The organism is Lutibacter sp. (assembly GCF_016342705.1).
In the GTDB taxonomy this organism is placed as follows: Bacteria; Bacteroidota; Bacteroidia; order Flavobacteriales; family Flavobacteriaceae; genus Lutibacter.
In genome coordinates this window covers 165,426-185,355 of record NZ_JAEINV010000007.1, presented here as the reverse complement: position 1 = coordinate 185,355, position 19,930 = coordinate 165,426, and the positions used below count along the sequence as shown (strand labels likewise).

Genomic DNA, 19,930 nt, shown 5'->3' with positions numbered 1-19,930 from the left:
ATGAAAAATTACTCCATACTACTTATTTTATTAATAACTTTTTCATGTGCCAGTAAAAAAGAAAATTTTATGACTTCAAAAGTAACCTCCCAACCTATTGATTTACTTCAATTTGTAAATCCATTTATTGGAACAAAAAATATGGGCCATACATTTCCCGGTGCAACGGCTCCATTTGGGATGGTTCAATTAAGTCCAGAAACCAATCAACAACCTATGTTTATTGATGGAAAATATAATGCTGAAACTTACAAATATTGTGCTGGTTATCAGTACAACGATTCAACCATTTTTGGATTTAGTCATACACATTTTAGCGGAACAGGTCATTCAGATTTAGGTGACTTTTTAGTGATGCCAACAACCGGAAATTTAAATTTAGAGCCTGGAGATCTATCAATTCCTAAAAGTGGTTATCACTCCCAATTTTCTCATAAAAATGAAGATGCCGAACCTGGTTATTACAAAGTTCTTTTAGATGATTACAATATAAAAGCTGAGTTAACAGCTTCTGAAAGAGTTGGATTTCATCAATATACCTTTCCAAAATCTGAAGATTCTCATATTATTTTGGATTTAATTTCAAACATCTATAATTATGAAGATAAAAATGTGTGGACATTTGTACGCGTTGAAAACGATTCATTAATTACTGGTTACAGGCAAACTAATGGTTGGGCACGCACCAAAAAAGTTTTTTTTGCAATGCAATTTTCAAAGCCTTTCAAAAGTTATGGTCACAAAAAATATGACAATGTTCAATACAATGGCTTTTACAGACGTTTTAATGAGGAAGAAAATTTTCCTGAAATGGCTGGAAAAAATATAAGAGCCTATTTTAATTTTAAGACGGAAGAAAACGAAAAAATAAAAATAAAATTTGCACTTTCTAACACAAGTACTGCAGGAGCTCTAAAAAATTTGGAAGCTGAAATTCCACATTGGGATTTCAATATAACAAAGCAAGAAACACAAAATAAATGGAATAAAGAATTAAATAAAATTGTTATTGATACTGAAACAAAAGCACAAAAAGAAACTTTTTACACAGCTTTGTATCATACCATGTTAAGTCCAATTATTTATGAAGATGTTGATGGTGCGTACAGAGGTTTAGATCAAAACATACATCAATCTGAAGGTTTTACAAATTTTACTATTTTTTCACTTTGGGATACTTATAGAGCCTTGCATCCATTATTTAACATTATTCAACCTTCAAGAAATAATGACATGGTAAAATCTATGATAGCACATCATAACCAAAGTGTACACAAAATGTTGCCTATTTGGAGTCATTATGCCAATGAAAACTGGTGCATGGTTGGTTACCATTCTACCACGGTTATTGCAGATGCAATTATAAAAGGCACAACTGATGTAGATATTAATTTAGCGCTAAAAGCTTCAGTAAATACTACAAATGTTACTTATTTTGATGGAATTGGAGAATATGTTAAACTTGGTTTTGTTCCAGAAGATAAAAGCTCTTCCTCAGTTTCAAAAACTTTAGAATATGCTTTTGATGATTGGTGTATTGCTCAAATTGCAAAAAAGGCTGAAAATACACCTGTTTATAATACCTATTTAAATCGTTCAAAAAATTATAAAAATGTATATGATGACGGTATTGGTTATATGCGCCCAAAATTAAGTGATGGAACTTGGAGAAAAGAATTTGATCCTATTGATACGCACGGGCAAGGTTTTATTGAAGGTAATGCGCTGAATTATGGTTTATATGTTCCTCATGAAATTGATAATATGATTGAGTTAATGGGCGGAAAAGATAAATTTTCTGAACATTTAGATTATATTTTTAATACTGAAATTGAAGACAAATACATTGAAAAAAACGAAGATATAACCCGAGATGGAATTATTGGAAACTATGTTCAAGGAAACGAACCTGGACATCATATTCCCTATTTGTATAACTGGACAAATCATCCGTATAAAACACAAGAACGTATTAGAATGATTATGAATACAATGTATAGCAATGGTGAAGATGGTTTATGTGGTAATGATGATGCCGGACAAATGAGTGCTTGGTACGTTTTTAGTGCTTTAGGATTTTATCCCGTTACACCAGCCTCAAATGATTATGCAATTGGAAGCCCAATGGTAAACAAAGCAATCATAAATTTAGAAAATGGTAAAACTATCACTATAAATACTATAAATCAAAGTACTGATAATGTGTATGTTGAAAAAGTTGAAGTAAATGGATTTACTATTAAAAACCATTTTTTACAATATGATGCTATAAAAAATGGAGGTGAAATTACTTTTTACCTTTCACCAAATCCAAAAATAAATTAAAACAATGAGCACCACACATTTTAATGAAAAAGCGAAAGATTGGGATAAAGATGTTGAAAAACGCAACAGAGCTAAATTAATTGCTAATGAAATTGTTGCTTTTATAAAACCAACAAAACAAATGAATGCGTTGGAATTTGGTTGTGGAACTGGCTTATTAAGTTTTGCTTTAAAAGATCATTTCAACCAAATTACTTTGGTAGATTCTTCTGAAGGAATGATTAATGTTTTGAAAGAAAAAATTAAAAATCAACAAATTAAAAACTTTAAACCTTTATTAATTGATTTAATAAAAAACCCTTCAAAAATTGAAAAAACCGATGCTATTTTTACCTTAATGACACTTCATCATATTAATAATATTGAGCAAATTTCAACTATATTTCATTCATTATTAAATACTAACGGCTATTTATGTATTGCTGATTTAGATGAAGAAGATGGCTCGTTTCATCCAAAAGAGCAAAATTTTGATGGCCATTTTGGTTTTAATAAAAATAGCCTTGAAAACATTTTAAATCAACAAGGATTTGAAATAGTTCATTATTCAATTCCTTATGTAATTAAAAAGGAAGATACTGGTAAAAAGTATCCAATATTTTTAATGATTGCAAAAAAAATTACGGACTAATCTATTTCTAAAACTAATTCATCATACGCTAAAAACACATTTTTAGGTAGTATTTTTTGAACTTCTTCATGAAAACCTAAATGATGACTAATATGAGTTAAATATGTTTGTTTTGGTTGTAATTCTTCAATTAAAGCTAAAGCTTCTTCAAGATTTAAGTGAGAATGATGAGGCTTGTATCTAATTGCATTAATAATTAAAATATCTAAATTTTTAAGCTTTTCTTTTTCTTCAATATTAATGGTTTTAACGTCGGTAAGGTAAGCTATATTATTAAATCTGTATCCAAAAATCTTCAATAAACCGTGATTTACTTCAATTGGCAAAAAAGCTAAATTATTTAATTTAAATTCTTTATTCTCAATAATATTTTGTTGAACACTTGGTGCACCTGGGTATTTATTTTCATCATTAAAAATATAGTCAAACCTATACGCTAGATTTTCCATCACTCTTTTTTTAGCATAAATAGGCACATTTCCTAGCTGAAAACTAAAAGGACGTATATCATCTAAACCAGCAGTATGATCTGAATGTTCATGAGTAAACAAAACACCGTTTATTTTTGAAACATTTGCACGTAACATCTGGCATCTAAAATCCGGACCACAATCAATAACATACACATTTTCATCCCATTCAATTAAAATAGAAACCCTCAATCTTTTATCACGTTTATCTTGGGATAGACAAACTGGATGCGAACTTCCAATTACAGGAATACCTTGAGAAGTTCCTGTACCTAAAAAAGTTATTTTCAAATTATTATTTTTTATAAAAATACATGAATATTTAAAAACTAACTAAAACAATTTAAAGTTCATTTTAAATGTATTTTTTTAAAGAAATATTTAATTCTTTGTAATAATTATTACATATAAAGCAATTTCCTTTACGTTTTTTAACAATAGCCTTAAATGTGATTTTTATCAACTTTTATAAAGTTATAAATTTATATATTTACTTCCCTTAAATTATACACTTATAATGAAGTTTTTTACTGTAATCTCAATTAACTTTTTCTATAATTATAATATATAATAAGGGTTTGAAACTAGCTTTTACGCTGGTTTTATTTTTTTATCAAATGAACCAAAGTGAATGTTTAAAATAAAATATTTTAATAAAAACTTAATTAAATGAAAATAGGAATATTAAAAGAAACTCAAAAAGGAGAACGACGAGTGTCTATTTCACCTACAATTGCTAAACAACTTATAGAAAAAGGGTTTGAAGTTATAGTTGAAGAAGATGCTGGGATTAAATCTTCATTTAAAAATTCCGATTATGTAAAAGTTGGAGCTTCTCTTGAAAAAAGAGCTGTGGTTTTTAAAGAATCTCAAATTTTAATAAAAATAAATCCTTTTGATACAGAAGATTTAAAACTAATTGACAATTCACATATTTTAATGAGTCAATTATTTCATAAATCAAGCCCTGAATTATTAAAAGCTATTGCCGCTAAAGGTGCTACTGCATTTTCAATGGATGCAATGCCTCGTATTTCAAGAGCACAAGATATGGATGTTTTAAGTTCGCAAAGTAATTTAGCCGGTTATAAGGCGGTTATTTTAGGAGCTTATGAAATGACAAAAATTTTTCCATTAATGATGACTGCTGCCGGAACTATTACTCCTTCAAGAGTTTTAATTTATGGTGTTGGTGTTGCTGGTTTACAAGCTATTGCAACTGCAAAAAGATTAGGAGCTGTTGTTGAAGCTACTGATATCCGATTAGAAACAAAAGAGCAAACTGAATCTTTAGGAGCAAAATTTATTTCTGTAGACAATACAGGAGAAGAAAAAGCTGAAGGTGGTTATGCAAAAACAGCATCTGAAGATTACGTAAAAAGACAAAAAGAAGCTGTAAATAAATCGTTATTTCAAGCAGATTTGGTAATTACTACTGCAATGGTTCCTGGAAGAAAATCACCAGTATTAATAACTGCAGATCAAGTTCATCAAATGAAAAATGGAGCTGTAATTATTGATTTAGCTGCGGCTCAAGGAGGTAATTGTGAATTAAGTAAAATGAATGAAACTGTTATTGAAAATGGTGTAAAAATTATAGGAACAACAATTGCTCCAGAAAGCGTTTCAACAAATGCAAGTGAATTATATGCAAAAAACATGTTGAACTTTATTAACCATTTAACAGAAAATAATGAATTTAAATGGGAGCTAGAAGAAGAAATTACAAACGATACATTAATTGTACAAAACGGAACTATTAGACAAAACTAAAACTGAATACATATGAATGAATTATTAGAATTTTTAAGCAATAATCTTGAACTCATATATATCCTAATTTTTGCGATATTTATTGGTGTTGAATTAATTAAAAATGTACCATCTGTGCTACATACACCACTAATGTCTGGAGCAAACGCTTTAAGTGGTGTGGTAATTGTTGGAGCAATTTTAGTGATGCTTGAAGCAAAAACTACTTTAGCTTTAACTTTAGGATTTATTGCTGTAGTACTGGGAATTATTAATGTTGTTGGTGGTTTTGCAGTTACCGACAGAATGTTACAAATGTTTAAAAAGAAAAAATAATGAGTATAACACTAAGTATTATTTATTTAATTGCTACCGTAACTTTTGTTATTGGTTTAAAATTATTAGGACATCCTGAAACTGCGAAAAAAGGAAATTTAATTTCTGCATCTGGGATGATTTTGGCTATTATTGGAACCTTATTCTTACACGGATTTGAAGATGTCCCTACTATTAACTATATTTTAATTGCAATTGCATTATTAGTTGGAACAATTTTAGGTTGGATTATTGCTATGAAAGTTGCAATGACCAAAATGCCAGAATTAGTTTCTCTATTTAACGGTTTTGGTGGTGGTAGTGCCTTGCTAATAGGTTTAATAGAGTTTAGTAATAATGTTGGCGCTGAAAGTACAGAAAAAGCTTCTTCAGCTATTGCGTCAACAATTCTTTCAGCCATTGTAATTGGAAGTATCACATTCACAGGGAGTTTGGTTGCTTGGGCAAAATTAAACGGTTCAATGAAAGATGTTAGATTGCCTAAATATAACCTAATTAATAACATACTATTTTTAGCGCTAGTTGCTTTTTCCGCATATATAGTAGTTCTAAATACAGATAGTTTATTATTAATATATGTGTTATTAATAGCCTCATTAATTTATGGATACCTATTTGTAGCTCCAATTGGAGGTGCGGATATGCCAGTAGTAATTTCATTGTTAAACTCATTAACAGGTATAGCAGCTGCTATAACTGGTGTTTTATATGGAAATATGGTAATGATTGTTGGTGGTATTTTAGTGGGTTCAGCAGGACTAATATTAACCTTTGTAATGTGTAATGCTATGAATCGTTCATTAACCAACGTAATTTTTGGTGCTTTTGGAGGGGGTTCAGATGTAGCAGCAGCTTCTGGCGGAAAAGTTGGGGGAACTATAAAGAAAACTACGGCCAGTGATTCTGCAGTTATGATGAATTATGCGAACAAAGTAGTCATTGTACCTGGTTATGGATTAGCAGTTGCTCAAGCCCAACATGTTATTCATGAACTTGAGGAAATATTAACAAAAAAAGGTGTAGACGTATCTTATGCTATTCATCCTGTAGCTGGTCGTATGCCTGGCCATATGAATGTTTTATTAGCAGAAAGTAATGTAGATTACGGTAAATTAATAGAAATGGATGATATAAATCCTCAATTTTCAAATACCGATGTAGTTTTAGTTGTTGGAGCAAATGATGTGGTAAATCCAGCAGCTCATAATGATCCTTCAAGTCCAATTTATGGAATGCCTATTTTAGATGTTGAAAATGCAAAACATATTATAGTAAACAAACGTAGTATGAATGCTGGTTATGCGGGTATAGAAAATGAATTATTCTACAACCAAAAAACCTCTATGCTATTTGGTGATGCCAAAGAAGCTTTAACAAAACTAGTGGCAGAATTAAAAAATATGTAATATACATTAAAATCAATAGTTTAAAAGGGTTAACATTATGTTAGCCCTTTTTTATTTTTTAAAATATTTAAGCTAGTAACTCTCAATTTTTATTAATTTTGTGGCAAACTAAAAAAATTTTTATGCCACTAAAGTTAAAAGGTGATGTTATTTATAATGAAATTCCTTCAAGTAAAGACAAAGCTTTAAAAATAAATTTAAATAAATATATTTATGGAACCTTTTCTGAAATAGGTGCTGGCCAGGAAACTGTTCGACATTTTTTTAGAGCTGGTGGCGCATCTGGTACTATTGCAAAAGCAATGAGCGCTTATGATAAAGACTTCTCCGATTCTATTTATGGTATTGAAGAAGATGGACGTTATGTAACTGAAGAAAGGTTAAAAAAAATGTTAGCTCATGAAATTGAATTAACAGAAGATCGACTTCACAGAAAAAACCACCCAGGAAAAATATTTTTTTCCTATGCAAACACAGTAACCACTATTGATTTTGCTAAAAAATTTAAAGGTCACGGTTGGGTTGGAATCAAATTTCAGCTGGATCCTTTAGAAGAATACAACGAAATTATTTTACACGTTCGTTTTAAAGAAACTGATGCAAAACTTCAACAAGAAACACTTGGTATACTTGGAGTTAACTTAATTTATGGCGCCTATTATATAAATGATAAACCTAAAGAACTTTTAAAATCTCTTTATGATAATTTACATAAAGTACAGATTGAAATTGACATGATTAATTTCTCTGGTCAAAGATTTTCCTATGTTGATAACCGATTAATGAGTTTGTTATTAGTTAAAAATGGTATGACAAATGCCGTTATGTTTGGTCCAGATGGTAACAATTTATTACCTGCTCATCAACTTTATAAAGCAAACATTTTAGCATTAAGAGGTAGTTTTAGACCGGTTACTAAAGTAAATATGGATATGTTTACTTTAGCTAAAAATCTATTTTTGAATGAAACAAGAGTTGAAGCAGAAAACACCAAAATCATATTTGAAATTACTTTAACAAACTTAAGCACAGAAGGTGAAATTGATGAAAGAGATTTTCTAGAACGTGCAGAATTATTGTGTTCATTACACCAAAATGTAATGATTACCAATTTTCAGGAATATTATAAATTAGTTGAATACTTCTCTGAATATACCAAAGCTCGTATTGGATTAGCAATGGGCGTTTCAAGTTTTGTTCAAATTTTTGATGAAAAATATTATAGAAATTTAAGTGGTGGAATATTAGAAGCATTCGGAAAATTATTCTTTAAAGATTTAAAAGTTTACTTATATCCTCTTAAAGATCAAAGAACTGGTGAAATTAGAACAAGTGAAAATTTAAAAGTACATCCACGTATGAAAGAATTATATAAATTCTTTAAATATAATGGACGTGTTGTTGACATTAAAGATTACAATCCAGAAATTTTAGATGTATTTTCTAAAACTGTGTTAGAAATGATAGCCAATGGTGAACATGGTTGGGAAGAAATGCTTCCAAAAGGAATTGCTGAAATAATAATAGAAGAACGACTTTTCGGATATTCTAGAAGAAAATTTGCAAAACTTAAATAATTTCTTACTTCATTAAACCTTCGCCAATTTTAATAGTCTAACTATAAACTAGTAGTAGGTGACAGAAGAAAAAGCATTAGTAGAAAATCTAAAAAACCCTAAAAGACAAGAAGAAGCTTTTAGAGCACTTATGGGCTTATACAAAAAACGTTTGTATTGGCATATTCGTAAAATTGTGCTATCACATGATGACGCTGATGACGTATTGCAAAATACGTTTATAAAAGTTTTTAAAAATATTCATTCATTTAATGAAGACAGCAAATTGTACTCTTGGATGTATAGAATCGCATCAAATGAAGCCATAACATTTATAAATCAAAAAGCTAAAAAACAACAAGTTAGCCTAAGTGATTTACAATATGAAATGGCGGAAAACTTACAATTTGAAAATGATTTTACTGGTGATGAAATACAGTTACTTTTACAAAAAGCCATTGTAACACTTCCTCATAAGCAACAATTAGTATTTAATATGAAATATTTTGATGAAATGAAATATACCGAAATATCTGAAATACTAGAAACTTCAGTTGGTGCATTAAAAGCATCTTATTTTCACGCAGTAAATAAAATTGAAGAATATTTAAAAACTCATTAAACCATTTTATAAAAAGTTTGTCTTATTATTGAAATGAAAACAAAAAAACTACATAAAATAGCACCAAAATTAAGCAGTATCAAAAAAGATACAGGTTTTAATGTACCTGAAAACTATTTTGACTCTTTTGAAGATGGAGTTTTTGCTGAAATTTCAAAAAATAAAGTAGCTAAAATTAAAAACACCAATAATTTTAAAACTCCTGATAACTATTTTGATAGTATAGAAGATTTGGTTATTACCAAATTAAAGTCAGAATTGCTTCAAAATAAAAACAATTTAACGCCTGAAAATTATTTTGAAACTATTGAAGATCGTGTTTTATCTAAACTAGAAAAAAAACAAAAAGTTATTTCTCTTAGAAAAAACACTTTAAAATATGCTGCTTCTTTTGCTATTGCGGCATCATTAGCACTAGTTTTTATTTTAAATCCTTCTAAAAATGGTTCAGAAATAACTTTTGATTCATTAGAAACATCAGAGATTGAACAACTCATTCAAAATGGAATAATTGAAGTAAATACGGTAACATTGTCTTCTGCATTTCCAGATTTCGACGTTGAAAACAGTTTAGATAACAATAGTATTTCAAATGAAGATTTGTTGAATTACTTAGGATCAGAAAATCTAGAAAATTTACTTCTTGAAAATTAAAAATATAAAAATGATTAAAAAAATATTAATAATTATAGTATTTGTTATTACAACAAACTCATTATTTGCACAACAATTCAGACAAAAGATTCATCTTTTAAAATCGTCTTACATTACAAATGCTTTAAATTTAACATCTAAAGAAGCAGAAAAATTTTGGCCGGTTTATAATTTATATTCCGATAAAATTCATGAATTAAAATTTGAATTAGAAGGTAATTTAGACAAGAAATTACTAAAAAATGGAAATTTAGCAGCTATTTCTGATAGTGATGCTGAAAAATACCTCAATAATTCGTTGCAAATGGAACAAGAAATAGTAACTCAAAAAATAAAAATGCAAAAAGAGTTATCTAAAATAATTTCTTCAAAAAAAATAATACTTCTTCAAAAAGCTGAAAAAGATTTTAACAGAAGAATGCTACAAGAATATGGTAGACGAAAAGGAATGATGAAACAATAAAAAAAGGGAGCAAAATTGCTCCCTTTTTTTATGAATATAATTGATTTCTCAATTCTTTAATTTTTGGATCATCTAAATACTCATCAAAAGTAGAATATCTATCAATAACTCCTTTTGGTGTAATTTCAATAATTCTATTTGCAACTGTATGCGCAAATTCGTGGTCATGTGTTGTGAAAATAACAGTGCCTTTAAAATTGCTTAATGAGTTATTAAATGCCTGAATAGACTCTAAATCTAAATGATTTGTTGGCTCGTCTAACATTAAAACATTTGCTCTAATCATCATCATTCTAGACAACATGCATCTCACTTTTTCTCCCCCAGAAAGCACGTTACATTTTTTCAATGCCTCTTCCCCACTAAAAATCATTTTTCCTAAAAATCCTCTTAAGAAAACTTCTTCGCGTTCTTCTTCAGTTTTAGCATATTGACGCAACCAGTCTACTAAATTTAAATTTGAATCTGTGAAAAACTCAGCGTTATCCAAAGGTAAATACGATTGAGTTGTTGTTACGCCCCATTGAAATTTTCCAGCATCAGCTTTGTCATGTCCGTTTAAAATTTCGTAAAAAGCAGTAACAGCTCTAGAATTTCTTGAAATTAAGGCTACTTTATCGCCTTTATTTAAATTAAAACTTATGTCATTAAACAACACTTCTTCATCCGTAGATTTTGATAAGTGCTCCACATTTAAAATTTGGTCACCTGCTTCTCTTTCTCTTTCAAAAATAATTGCTGGATATCTTCTGCTAGATGGTTTAATATCATCTATATTCAATTTTTCAATCATTTTTTTACGACTTGTTGCTTGCTTAGATTTAGCAACGTTTGCCGAAAAACGACGAATAAACTCTTCTAATTCTTTCTTTTTATCATCAGCTTTTTTACTTTGTTGTGCACGTTGTCTTGCCGCTAACTGACTTGACTCATACCAGAATGTATAGTTTCCAGAAAAATGATTTATTTTTCCAAAATCAATATCAGAAATATGTGTACAAACTGCATCTAAAAAGTGACGGTCATGCGAAACAACTATTACTGTATTTTCATAATTTGCTAAAAAGTTTTCTAACCAGCCAATTGTTTCAAAATCTAAATCGTTGGTAGGCTCATCCATTATTAACACATCCGGATTACCAAATAAAGCTTGCGCTAATAAAATACGCACTTTATCTTTCCCTTCAATCTCAGCCATTGGCGTATAATGCATTTCTTCTTTTATTCCTAAAGAAGACAATAAACTTGCAGCGTTACTCTCTGCATTCCAACCTCCCATTTCTTCAAAATCAACGCCCAACTCTCCGGCTTTAATTCCATCTTCTTCAGTAAAATCTGGTTTTGCGTAAATAGTATCCATTTCATTTTTAAGGTCGTATAACTTCTTATTTCCCATCATCACAGTGTCTAACACTGGATACTCATCAAAAGCGTAGTGATTTTGAGACAATACAGACATACGTTTTCCTGGATCAAGAGTTACGTGTCCTGAAGTTGGATCTATTTCTCTTGAAATAATTTTTAAAAATGTTGATTTTCCTGAACCATTGGCTCCAATTATACCGTAGCAATTACCAATAGTAAACTTTGTATTAACATCGTCAAACAAAATTCGTTTACCGAACTGAACAGATAAATTTGATACTGAAAGCATGTTGTTTATTAATTTTTAAATTTTTGCAAAAGTAGTAAATTAGATTCACTAAAAATTATTTAATCAAAAGTTAATTTTACGAACTATTATGTTATTTAACATCACGTTAACAAGCAAAAAAATAATATGTATGTATTTTTGTTTCAATTCAATCTCAATGAAATATATAATTCACACTATAGTAACTTTGTTTTTAATTAGTTGTAATACAACTAGTACAAAGGATAAATCAACCTATTTTGGTGGTGAAATTGTGAACCCAAAAGATAGTTTTGTAGTTCTTTTAAAAGACGACAAAATTATTGACACACTTCAATTAGACAAGCAAAACAGATTTATTTCTAATTACAAAAACTTAGATGAAGGACTTTATACATTTAAACATGGTATAGAATTTCAATATGTTTATATTGAACCAAAAGACAGTATTTTATTACGTTTAAATTCTTGGGATTTTGATGAATCTATAGTTTTTAGTGGAAATGGTGGTAGTAAGAATGAGTTTCTAATCAATTTATTTTTACAGAATGAAAAAGAAGAAAAAGCTATGTATCAATATTTTAGCTTAAACGAAACTGATTTTACTGCTAAAATTGATTCATTAATGACAGAACGAGAAGCTATATATGAGGAGTTTTCAAAAGCTGAAGATAACGTTTCGAGTGGATTTAAAAAACTAACAAAATCAGCCATTCATTTTCCTTTATATAGATTAAAAGAGATTTATCCTTATTTTCACAAAAAAGCACTTAATTTAGATAAATTCCCTGTATTAAATGAGGATTTCTACAACTATAGAAAAGATATTGACTTCAATCAAGCCGATTTAATTTCGTTTTACCCTTATCAGAATTATGTGGTTAGTTATTTGTACAATTTAAGTTATGATTTAATTGAAAAAGACAGCACAAAAAATAACTTAACAATGAACATTTTAAATGCTATTGATGAAAATATTCAACTAGATGAATTTAAAAACACCTTGTTAAAACGTGTGGTTGTAAATGATTTTTTAAAAAGTGAATCTTCTTGCACTATTCACGAACCAACGTTAAAACTATTTTTAGAAAAATGCACAAATGAAGAGTACAAAACACAAGTTAAAAACTTAGTAAATGACAGTAAAGCGGTTGAAAATAGCAAACCATTAATTAGTTTTAACATTCAATCTAGCACTAAAGAATTAGTAGATATTAACACTGTAATTAAAGGTAAAAATGCTGTAATTTACTTTTGGACTACGGAATTTATGTCTACAGAATATTTAGTTAATAGAATAAAATATCTAAAAAATAAATATCCTGATATTTTATTTATTGGTATTAATATGCAAACCACATTTAGAGAGATTAAAACCGAACCTCATTTAAAAAAATTAGATATTCAACAGCAATATAAGTTACCAAAAACAAGTGCTGCCTACTCTTTTTTAACCAGTTACTACCCAAGAGTTATTATTGTTGGTGATGATGGAATTGTAAAAAACGGTTTTACTTATTTGGATTCCAAGAAATTAAATTCAGAATTAACAAAATTAGAATTAAATTAATATTTTGTTGGTTGTGTTAAAATTAGCCGTACCTTTGCACGATTTTTAACCGGTTTATAGATGGGCATCTGTAAATCACAAATTTAACAGAATGTCGACATTTAAAGAATTAGGGCTTAGCCAAAATGTGCTAAAGGCCTTAACCGATTTAGGATACGAAAATCCTACACCAATTCAATTACAATCAATTCCACAAGTACTATCTTCAAAAGTAGATTTAAAAGCTTTTGCACAAACAGGAACGGGAAAAACAGCTGCATTTAGTTTGCCAATTATTGAGCAAATTGATTCTAACAGCAAAAACACACAAGCAATAATTTTATCACCAACACGTGAATTAGCAGTGCAAATTGCTAAAAATATTGAAGAATTTACTAAATATTGTGATGGCGTTAATGTAATAGCAGTTTACGGAGGATCAAGTATAGAAGATCAAATAAGAAAACTTAAAAAAGGAGTACAAATTGTTGTTGGGACTCCTGGAAGAACAGTTGACTTAATTAAACGAAGAGTTTTAGATTTAAACTCAATACAATGGGTTGTTTTAGATGAAGCTGATGAAATGCTAAATATGGGATTCAAAGATGAATTGGATGCTATATTAGAATCTACTCCTGCCACAAAACAAACTTTATTATTTTCTGCAACATTCCCAAGAGAAGTTGAAGATATTGCACGTCATTATATGACAAAACCTGTTGAAATTACTTCAGGAGAAAAAAATAAAAGTTCTGATCAAGTTTCACATCAATACTATGTAGTTTCAGAAAGAAACCGATACAATGCTCTAAAAAGAATTGCTGACGTTAATCCTGATATTTACAGTATTATTTTTTGTAGAACAAGAAGAGAAACACAAGAAGTTGCTGACAACTTAATTAGAGACGGATATAATGCAGATTCACTTCACGGAGATTTATCTCAAGCCCAACGTGATAGTGTTATGGAAAAATTCAGAAAAAAACATTTACAAATTTTAGTGGCAACGGATGTTGCTGCCAGAGGTTTAGATGTAAACGATTTAACGCACGTTATCAACCATAAATTACCAGACCAAATAGAATCCTACAATCACAGAAGTGGTAGAACTGGTAGAGCTGGAAAAGAAGGTATTTCAATTGCTATCGTAACTGCTCGTGAAAAAGGAAAATTAAGTCCAATTGAAAGAAATATTGGTAAAAAATTCATCAGCACTCCTATTCCAACCGGAAAAGAAATTTGTCAAAATCAATTATTGAAATTAATTGATAAAGTACACGATATTAAAATTAATGAAACTGAAATTTCAGATTTCTTACCATCTATCTATGAGAAATTAGAAGGAATGGATCGTGAAGAATTAATAAAGAGATTTGTTTCTTTAGAGTTTAATTCATTCTTAACGTATTATGAAAATGCTCCTGACTTAAATGATAGTGAGCAAATGAAACGTTCAGCAGATACAAGAGGAAAAAGAAGAGATGATGAAAATATGACGCGTTTCTTTATTAATATTGGACGTAAAGACAAATTAAATCCTGCAAGATTAATTGGTTTAATTAACGACCAAAGCATTGCAAAAAATATTGAAATTGGTCAGATTGAAATTTTAGATACTTTTTCATTTTTTGAATTAGATAAAAATTATCAAGAAGAAACACTTTCATCTTTTCAAAATAACGATGTTGATTTTGAAGGAAGAAATGTAAATGTAGAAATAACTGAAAAGAAACGCTCAGGAAGAGGTGGTTCTGGAGGTTCCGGAGGAAGAAGAAGAGATAGAGATGATAAAGGAAGTTCTGAAGGAAGCAGCCGATCAAGAAGTGGTGGCGGAAGAGCAAGAAGTAAAGACAGAAAAACTTCTGGTGGAAGCGATTTTAGTGGTTTTGGAAGAAAACGCTCTGATAGTAAAAGTCCTTTTGGAGGAAATAAAAGTACTAAAAGAAGAGGAAGAGATTAATCTTACACTTATATAGAATAAAAAAAGCGGCTAAAAGCCGCTTTTTTTATTATGAGTTAAACTCTAATATTGTCTTTTTAATAATTCTCACACAATCTAATAACTGCTCTTCATTCATAACCAAAGGCGGCGCAAAACGAATAATATTTCCGTGAGTAGGTTTTGCCAACAAACCATTATCTCTCAATTTTATACAAATATCCCAAGCTGTAGAACTATCTTCATCATCATTAATTATAATGGCATTTAACAACCCTTTTCCTCTAACTAATTTAACTAAATCACAAGAATCTACTAATTGTTGAATTTCACTTCTAAATAATTTTCCCAATTTTTCAGCATTTTCAGCAAGTTTTTCTTCTTTAACAACTTCTAAAGCCGCAATTGCTACAGCACTAGCTAACGGATTTCCTCCAAATGTTGAACCGTGTTGTCCAGGCTTAATAACATTCATAATGCTATTATTTGCCAAAACAGCAGAAACTGGATAAACACCACCACTCAATGCTTTTCCTAAAATTAAAATATCAGGAACCACATTTTCGTGATTTACAGCTAATAATTTACCTGTTCGTGCAATTCCTGTTTGAACTTCATCTGCAATAAATAATACGTCATATTTTTCACACAACGCTTTTGCCTTCGCCAAATAACCTTCTGAAGGCACATAAACTCCAGCTTCACCTTGAATAGGTTCAACTAAAAAACCCGCAATATTTTTTGATGATTTTAAAGTTTTTTCAAGCGCATCTAAATTATCATATTCTATTTTAATAAATCCAGCTGTATATGGCCCAAAGTTTTTTCGTGCATCTTCATCGTTAGAAAATGAAATAATTGTAGTGGTTCTCCCGTGAAAATTATTTTTACAAACTATTATTTGCGCTTCATTTTCTGGAATATTCTTTTGTTCATACGCATATTTTCTACATAATTTTATAGCAGTTTCAACAGCTTCAGCACCAGTATTCATTGGTAAAACTTTATCGAAACCAAAATATTCAGTTACATATTTTTCATATTTCCCCAACACATCATTATAAAATGCTCGTGATGTTAACGTTAATGTTGTTGCTTGTTTTTGCAAAGCATCAATAATTTTTGGGTGACAATGTCCTTGATTAACAGCTGAATACGCTGAAAGAAAATCGTAATAACGTTTTCCTTCAACATCCCAAACATACACACCTTCTCCTCTATTTAATACTACTGGTAGTGGGTGATAGTTATGAGCTCCGTATTTGTCCTCTAAATTAATTGCTTGTTGTGATGATATTTGTTCTGAAACCATCTTAATAAAAATTTTAAATTGAAAATTAACAATTCCTCATTATAGGAGAGAAATCATCCTATTTAATACGCCAAATTACAAATAATTTATCAATTAAATAATTTCAAATAAAAATCAATTTTAAAAACTCAATTTTAATTGGGTAATTAGTTTAATAAATTATTTTTTGTCATAAAAATCACATTATGTTAAAATTAAATATTTAAATTTGTTCCATAATTTATAATTTAAAAAAATGAAAAAATCAGTTTTAGTTTTAGCATTAGCTGCATTATTTTTTGCTAGTTGCGGTGAAAAAAAGAAAGATGAATTAAAAAAAGAAGTTGAGACTCCTGTTGAAGAAGTAACAAATGTTGCAACTGAAACAGCTAAAGGTCCTGCTGAATATTTAGCTTTAGGTGAAAAACTTTTTACAGAAAAAACATGTGCTACTTGTCACCAAGCAGATACAAAAGTTATTGGCCCTTCAATAAAAGAAATTAGTAAAGTTTATACTGAAAAAAATGCAAATATTGTTGCGTTTTTAAATGGTGAAACACCTGCAATTGTTGATACAGATCCAGGTCAAGTTGCTATTATGAAAGCAAATTTAGATGGTTTTGTTAAAGATTTAACGAGTGAAGAAAAAGCTGCTTTAGCAGTTTATATGGCTAGTAAAAAATAAGAATACTCAAACATTTTTAAAAGCACCCTTTTAGGGTGCTTTTTTTATGTTAAAATGCTACATTTGCAAAATGACAAGAAAGAAAACACAAACAATTTTTGAGAATATTGAAGTTGTTGATGCTGGGGCAAGAGGTAAAACAGTTGCCAAAGCACCTGATGGAAGAGTTATATTTTTAACGAACACTGTTCCAGGTGACATTGTTGATGTTAAAACTGGTAAAAAGCGAAAAGCATATTTTGAAGGAACAGCAATTAAATTTCATAAATATTCAGAAAAAAGGACTGAGCCTGTTTGTGAACATTTTGACCATTGTGGTGGTTGTAAATGGCAAAATATGAAATATGAGCATCAGCTTGCTTATAAAGAAAATGAAGTTAAAAATAATTTAATAAGAATTGGTCATTTAGAATTGCCAGAAATAACACCAATTCTTGGTTGTGAAAATATCTTTTTTTACAGAAATAAAATGGAATTTTCTTTTTCAAATAGTCGTTGGTTAACTCAAGAAGAAATAAATTCAACCGATGAAATTGATAACAGAAACGCTTGTGGATTTCATATTTCTGGAATGTGGGATAAAATTTTAGATATTGAAAAATGTCATTTACAAGAAGACCCATCTAATGATATCCGAAATTTCATAAAAGATTTTGGAATTAAAAATGACTTGGAATTTTACAATCCGAGAGAACAATCTGGTTTATTAAGAACTATTATGTTAAGAATTTCTTCCACGGGAGAAATTATGGTTGTTATTCAATTTTTTAAAGAAAACATTAAAAAAAGAGAAGCGTTACTAAATGCACTTTCTACGGAGTTTCCTCAAATAACATCACTTCAATATGTTATAAATGGAAAAGGAAATGATACTTTATACGATCAAAACATTATACTTTTTAAAGGTAGAGATCATATATTTGAAGAAATGGAAGGGTTAAAGTTTAAAATTGGACCAAAATCATTTTATCAGACCAATTCTAAACAAGCATATGAATTGTATAAAATAACTAGAAATTTTGCAGGTTTAACTGGAAATGAAGTTGTGTACGATTTTTATACAGGAACAGGAACTATTGCTCAATTTGTAGCTAAAAATGCAAAAAAAGTGATTGGTGTTGAGTCAGTACCAGAAGCCATTGAAGACGCTAAATTAAATGCACAATTTAATAGCATTAATAACGTTGAATTTTATGCCGGAGATATGAAAGATGTTTTTAACGACAACTTCATAAAAAAACACGGACAACCAGATGTTATAATAACTGACCCACCTCGCGATGGGATGCATAAAAATGTTGTTGCTAAAATTTTAGAAATTTCACCAAAAAAAATTGTATATGTTAGTTGCAATTCTGCTACACAAGCGCGGGATTTATCATTAATGAAAGAGCAATATAAAATTATTAAAACTCAAGCTGTTGATATGTTTCCACAAACACACCATGTTGAAAATGTTGTGCTTTTGGAACTAAAATAATATAAGTATGAAAAAATATAGTATAGTTTTAGTCATTTTATTATTAGTTTTCAGTAACTGCGAAAAAGATGATATTTGTATTGAGGCCACAACACCAAATTTAATTATTAGGTTTTATGATACTAATAATCCAGAAACTATAAAAGCTGTGAGTTCACTTACTGTTGCTGCTAACGAAAAAGAGGATATTTATACCAATGTTTCTTTAGATTCTATTATAATTCCACTAAATTTAGCAGAAAATAGTACAACTTATAAATTTAAGTCTGGAACAAAAACCGATGAAATAATTTTTAATTATGAAAGAAAAGATGTATTTGTATCGCGTTCTTGTGGTTACAAAACAATTTTTGAAAATTTAACGGTACAAACTACAAACGAATGGATTACTAATTACATAATTAACAATTCAACAATTGAAAATGAAACAAATGCGCATATTAATATTTATCATTAGTCTATTTATATCAATTGCTGGATTTTCCCAACAAAAAACTGATACTATTAAAATAACTCAAAGCTATGGTTTAAGAGTTGGTGTAGATATTATGAAACCAGCTGTTTCGTTTTTAGATTCAGACAAAAAAGGGTTTGAATTAACTGGAGATGTTCGTTTTTTAAGAAATTATTATGCTGCAGTTGAATTAGGTTTTGAAGATGTAATTTCTACTGAAGATTATATGAAATTTACTACAAAAGGTTCATTTATAAAAATTGGTGTTAATTACAATGCCTACCAAAATTGGGTAGGAATGACTAACGAAATTTATTTTGGTGGACGCTATGGATTTAGCTTCTTTAGCCAAACTTTAAATAGCTATACTCCAAATGCTAAAGGCACTTATTTTGAAGGTGAATTTTTAGAACCAAATACAGAATTTAAAGATTTATCGGCTCATTGGTTAGAATTTGTAATAGGTATGAAAGTTGAAACCTTCAAAAATTTGTATTTAGGAACTAAAATTAGTATTAAAAAAATAGTGAGTACTAAAGAACCTGATAATTTTAAAAACCTTTATATTCCAGGATTTAATCGTGTATTTTTAAATGACATGGGTATTGGTTTTAATTACAGCATTAGTTACTTAATTCCAATTGTAAAAAAGACTAAATAAAATTTTGTATTTTTAATTTGTTA

General features: G+C 29.2%; 18 protein-coding genes. 15 read left to right on the top strand and 3 right to left on the bottom strand.

The annotated features are described in order from the left end of the window. Entirely contained in the window at window positions 1–2,325 is a 2,325-nt protein-coding gene (locus tag JEY78_RS08815) for a GH92 family glycosyl hydrolase (RefSeq protein ID WP_291849713.1), read from the top strand. A gap of 4 nt (window positions 2,326–2,329) precedes the next feature. Next, complete coding sequence (locus tag JEY78_RS08810; protein ID WP_291849710.1) at window positions 2,330–2,956, top strand: class I SAM-dependent methyltransferase; 627 nt, start codon at window positions 2,330–2,332, stop codon at window positions 2,954–2,956. On the opposite strand, the gene JEY78_RS08805 is transcribed toward JEY78_RS08810, so the two are convergent. Further along, on the bottom strand, window positions 2,953–3,717 hold the full coding sequence (locus tag JEY78_RS08805; protein ID WP_291849707.1) for an MBL fold metallo-hydrolase: 765 nt from the start codon (window positions 3,715–3,717) through the stop codon (window positions 2,953–2,955). The two genes, JEY78_RS08810 and JEY78_RS08805, sit on opposite strands and share 4 nt — an antisense overlap. A 378-nt stretch (window positions 3,718–4,095) precedes the next feature. Between JEY78_RS08805 and JEY78_RS08800 the strand changes: the two genes are divergently transcribed. The 7 genes from JEY78_RS08800 to JEY78_RS08770 all read left to right on the top strand — a co-directional run bounded on the left by JEY78_RS08800 (window position 4,096) and on the right by JEY78_RS08770 (window position 10,215). Next, window positions 4,096–5,199: a Re/Si-specific NAD(P)(+) transhydrogenase subunit alpha gene (locus tag JEY78_RS08800; RefSeq protein WP_291849704.1), complete on the top strand. Its 1,104-nt coding sequence runs from the start codon at window positions 4,096–4,098 to the stop codon at window positions 5,197–5,199. Window positions 5,200–5,211: 12 nt separating this feature from the next. Then, window positions 5,212–5,514: an NAD(P) transhydrogenase subunit alpha gene (locus tag JEY78_RS08795; protein WP_291849701.1), complete on the top strand. Its 303-nt coding sequence runs from the start codon at window positions 5,212–5,214 to the stop codon at window positions 5,512–5,514. Continuing rightward, window positions 5,514–6,920 carry an NAD(P)(+) transhydrogenase (Re/Si-specific) subunit beta gene (locus JEY78_RS08790; RefSeq protein WP_291849698.1) on the top strand — a complete coding sequence of 469 codons (1,407 nt, stop codon included), beginning with the start codon at window positions 5,514–5,516 and terminating at the stop codon, window positions 6,918–6,920. Before JEY78_RS08795 ends, JEY78_RS08790 begins: the two co-directional genes overlap by 1 nt. 122 nt (window positions 6,921–7,042) lie before the next feature. Next, complete coding sequence (locus tag JEY78_RS08785; protein WP_291849696.1) at window positions 7,043–8,497, top strand: TonB-dependent receptor; 1,455 nt, start codon at window positions 7,043–7,045, stop codon at window positions 8,495–8,497. Between the two features lie 58 nt (window positions 8,498–8,555). Next, the gene (locus JEY78_RS08780) at window positions 8,556–9,098 is read left to right on the top strand and encodes an RNA polymerase sigma factor (protein ID WP_291849693.1); all 543 of its coding nucleotides are present in this window, start codon (window positions 8,556–8,558) and stop codon (window positions 9,096–9,098) included. Between the two features lie 33 nt (window positions 9,099–9,131). After that, complete coding sequence (locus JEY78_RS08775) at window positions 9,132–9,752, top strand: hypothetical protein (RefSeq protein ID WP_291849691.1); 621 nt, start codon at window positions 9,132–9,134, stop codon at window positions 9,750–9,752. 10 nt (window positions 9,753–9,762) lie between these two features. Next, window positions 9,763–10,215, top strand: coding sequence for a sensor of ECF-type sigma factor (locus JEY78_RS08770; protein WP_291849688.1), 453 nt, complete (start codon window positions 9,763–9,765; stop codon window positions 10,213–10,215). A gap of 28 nt (window positions 10,216–10,243) precedes the next feature. On the opposite strand, the gene JEY78_RS08765 is transcribed toward JEY78_RS08770, so the two are convergent. Continuing rightward, the gene (locus JEY78_RS08765) at window positions 10,244–11,869 is read right to left on the bottom strand and encodes an ABC-F family ATP-binding cassette domain-containing protein (RefSeq protein ID WP_291849684.1); all 1,626 of its coding nucleotides are present in this window, start codon (window positions 11,867–11,869) and stop codon (window positions 10,244–10,246) included. A gap of 157 nt (window positions 11,870–12,026) precedes the next feature. On the opposite strand from JEY78_RS08765, the gene JEY78_RS08760 reads away from it, so the two are divergent. Both JEY78_RS08760 and JEY78_RS08755 read left to right on the top strand, forming a co-directional pair. Continuing rightward, window positions 12,027–13,418 (top strand): hypothetical protein, encoded by a 1,392-nt coding sequence (locus JEY78_RS08760; RefSeq protein ID WP_291849682.1) that lies wholly within the window; start codon window positions 12,027–12,029, stop codon window positions 13,416–13,418. Window positions 13,419–13,509: 91 nt separating this feature from the next. Continuing rightward, a complete protein-coding gene (locus JEY78_RS08755) occupies window positions 13,510–15,357 on the top strand; it encodes a DEAD/DEAH box helicase (protein ID WP_291849677.1) in 1,848 nt (615 codons plus the stop codon). Window positions 15,358–15,406: 49 nt separating this feature from the next. Here JEY78_RS08755 and rocD read toward each other — a convergent pair whose 3' ends face one another. Next, a complete protein-coding gene (gene rocD / locus JEY78_RS08750; protein ID WP_291849674.1) occupies window positions 15,407–16,648 on the bottom strand; it encodes an ornithine--oxo-acid transaminase in 1,242 nt (413 codons plus the stop codon). Between the two features lie 235 nt (window positions 16,649–16,883). Between rocD and JEY78_RS08745 the strand changes: the two genes are divergently transcribed. The 4 genes from JEY78_RS08745 (at window position 16,884) to JEY78_RS08730 (ending at window position 19,907) form a co-directional block, all read left to right on the top strand. Continuing rightward, on the top strand, window positions 16,884–17,312 hold the full coding sequence (locus tag JEY78_RS08745; protein ID WP_291849671.1) for a c-type cytochrome: 429 nt from the start codon (window positions 16,884–16,886) through the stop codon (window positions 17,310–17,312). A 70-nt stretch (window positions 17,313–17,382) separates the two neighbouring features. Next, on the top strand, window positions 17,383–18,792 hold the full coding sequence (gene rlmD, locus JEY78_RS08740) for a 23S rRNA (uracil(1939)-C(5))-methyltransferase RlmD (protein WP_291849668.1): 1,410 nt from the start codon (window positions 17,383–17,385) through the stop codon (window positions 18,790–18,792). Window positions 18,793–18,799: 7 nt separating this feature from the next. Then, window positions 18,800–19,249 carry a DUF6452 family protein gene (locus JEY78_RS08735; protein WP_291849665.1) on the top strand — a complete coding sequence of 150 codons (450 nt, stop codon included), beginning with the start codon at window positions 18,800–18,802 and terminating at the stop codon, window positions 19,247–19,249. Continuing rightward, window positions 19,224–19,907 carry a DUF6048 family protein gene (locus tag JEY78_RS08730; protein WP_291849663.1) on the top strand — a complete coding sequence of 228 codons (684 nt, stop codon included), beginning with the start codon at window positions 19,224–19,226 and terminating at the stop codon, window positions 19,905–19,907. Before JEY78_RS08735 ends, JEY78_RS08730 begins: the two co-directional genes overlap by 26 nt. Window positions 19,908–19,930 lie beyond the last annotated feature (23 nt).